This is a genomic window from Methanobrevibacter curvatus, assembly GCF_001639295.1.
Classification (GTDB): Archaea; Methanobacteriota; Methanobacteria; order Methanobacteriales; family Methanobacteriaceae; genus Methanoflexus; species Methanoflexus curvatus.
Window position 1 is genome coordinate 1 of the sequence record NZ_LWMV01000066.1, and the last position, 2,708, is coordinate 2,708.

Genomic DNA, 2,708 nt, shown 5'->3' on the forward strand with positions numbered 1-2,708 from the left:
TGAATGGTACTGGTAATATTGTGAATATTGCTAATGTTACTAGTTTGAATGAGAATAATACTGGTGATTGGTATGCTATTACTCCTGAGGTAGGTCAGAATACTACAATTCTTCCTGCTGTGAATCTTAGTATTACTAAGAGTGCTAATGTATCTGGTGCTAATAATGGCGAGTATGTTTTGTATATTGTTAGTGTGACTAATTTTGGTCCTGATGCTACTACTGGTTTGTTTATTCGTGATGTTTTAGATTCTAAATTGATTTTTATTGGATCTAGTGCTAGTCTTGGTTCTTATAATTCTACTAGTAGTTTGTGGAATATTGGTTCTTTGGCTAATGGTAATACTGTTAGTTTGAATATTACTGTTAGGTTGAATGGTATTGGTAATATTACTAATGTTGTTAATGTGTCTTCTCTTAATGAGAATAATACTGGTGATAATCAGTCTAATACTGTTCTTGTTGTTGTGGGTTCTACTGTGAATCTTAGTATTACTAAGAGGTCTAATGTAAGTGGTAATGTTTTAAATGGTGCATTTGTTTCTTATGTTATTAGTGTGACTAATTATGGTCCGAATACTGCTACTAATTTAGAGCTTGTTGATGTTTTAAATTCTAGTTTGATTTATATTAATTCTTCTACTACTAACAGTGAAAGTAATTACAATTCACCTAGTGGTTTGTGGAGAATTGGTTCTTTGGCTAGTGGTGTTAGTGCTACTTTAACTATTGTCGTGAGGTTAAATGGTACTGGTACTATTTTTAATGAGATTAATGTTACTAGTTTGAATGAGTCTAATGTTGGTGATACTTCTGCTAATACTTCTACTTCTGGTAATATTGTTGTTGTTCCTACTGTGAATCTTAGTATTAGTAAGAGGTCTAATATTACTGGTAGTACTATTTTGAATGGTGCATTTGTTTCTTATATTATTAATGTGACTAATTTTGGTCCTGATGCTGCTACTGGTTTGGTTATTACTGATTTGATTGATAGTAGATTGATTTATAATCATTCTAGTGCTTCTGGTAGTGCTGATCAGTATAATCCAATTACTCAAGTTTGGAATATTGGTAGTTTGGCTAATGGTGCTAGTGCTAATTTAAATATTACTGTTAGGTTGAATGGTACTGGTAATATTTTGAATGTTGCTAATGTTACTAGTTTGAATGAGAATAATACTGGTGATTGGTATGCTATGAGTCCTGAGATAGGTCAGAATGTTACTGTTCTTCCTACTGTGAATCTTAGTATTACTAAGAGGTCTAATGTGTCTGGTACTGTTTTGAATGGAATTTTTGTTAAGTATACTGTTAATGTGACTAATTTTGGTCCTGATGCTGCTACTGGGTTTGGAATGGAGGATGTTTTGGATTATAGGTTGGTTTATAATTCTTCTAATTCTTCTCGTTCTGGAGCAGATTATGATCCAAACACTAACATATGGAATATTGGTACTTTGGCTAATGGTGAAACAATTACTTTAGATATTATTGTTATCTTAAATGGTACTGGCGATATATATAATGAAGCTGATGTGTTCTCCCTTAATGAGAATAATACTGGTGATTGGTTTGGCAGTACTTCTTCTGAATATCTTACTGTTACTCCTACTGTGAATCTCAGCATTACTAAGAGTTCTAATGTAAGTGGTTCTGTCTTAAATGGCATACTTGTTTTGTATTCTATTAATGTGACTAATTTTGGTCCTGATAATGCGACTGGTTTGGTTATTACTGATAGGTTAGATAGTAGATTAATATACATTAATAGTACCACTCCTCGTGGAACTAGTTATGTTGCAAGTACTGGTGTTTGGAATATTAACACTTTGGCTAATGGTGAGAGTATTGTTTTAGACATTGTTGTGAAACTTAATGGTACTGGTAATATTGTGAATGTTGCGAATGTTACTAATGTTAATGAGAATAATACTGGTAATAATAGTAGTACTCCTGATAATACTACTAACATCACTGTTGTTCCTACTGTGAACATTAGTGTTGTTAAATCTTCTAATGTAAGTGGTAATGTTTTAAATGGTATATTTGTTTTGTATTCTATTAATGTGACTAATTTTGGTCCTGATAATGCGACTGGTTTGGTTATTACTGATGTTTTAGATAGTAGATTAATATACATTAATAGTACTGCTCCTCGTGGAACTAGTTATGTTGTAAGTACTGGTGTTTGGGATATTAACACTTTGGCTAATGGTGAGAGTATTGTTTTGGATATTCTTGTTCGTTTGAATGGTACTGGTAGTATTGTGAATGTTGCGAATGTTACTAATGTTAATGAGAATAATACTGGTAATAATAGTAGTACTCCTGATAATACTACTAATTTTACGGTTGTTCCTACTGTGAATCTTAGTGTTGTTAAAACATCTAATGTTAGTGGTTCTGTTTTGAATGGTGCTTTTGTTTTGTATACTATTAATGTGACTAATTTTGGTCCTGATAATGCGACTGGTTTGGTTATTACTGATAGATTAGACAGTAGATTGATTTATATTAACAGTACAACTCCAAGGTTTACTTATTATGTTCCTGGCACTGGTGTTTGGAGTATTGGTGCTTTGGCTAATGGTGAGAGTATTGTTTTGGATATTCTTGTTCGTTTGAATGGTACTGGTAGTATTGTGAATGTTGCAAATGTTACTAATGTTAATGAGAATAATACTGGTAATAATAGTAGTACTCCT

1 protein-coding gene is annotated in these 2,708 nt (G+C 32.2%); it reads left to right on the forward strand.

Annotation, left to right across the window (positions count from 1 at the left end; all coding sequences use genetic code 11):
* The coding region (locus MBCUR_RS01805; RefSeq protein ID WP_157077541.1) for a DUF11 domain-containing protein at nt 1–2,708 on the forward strand (2,708 nt) is incomplete at both ends.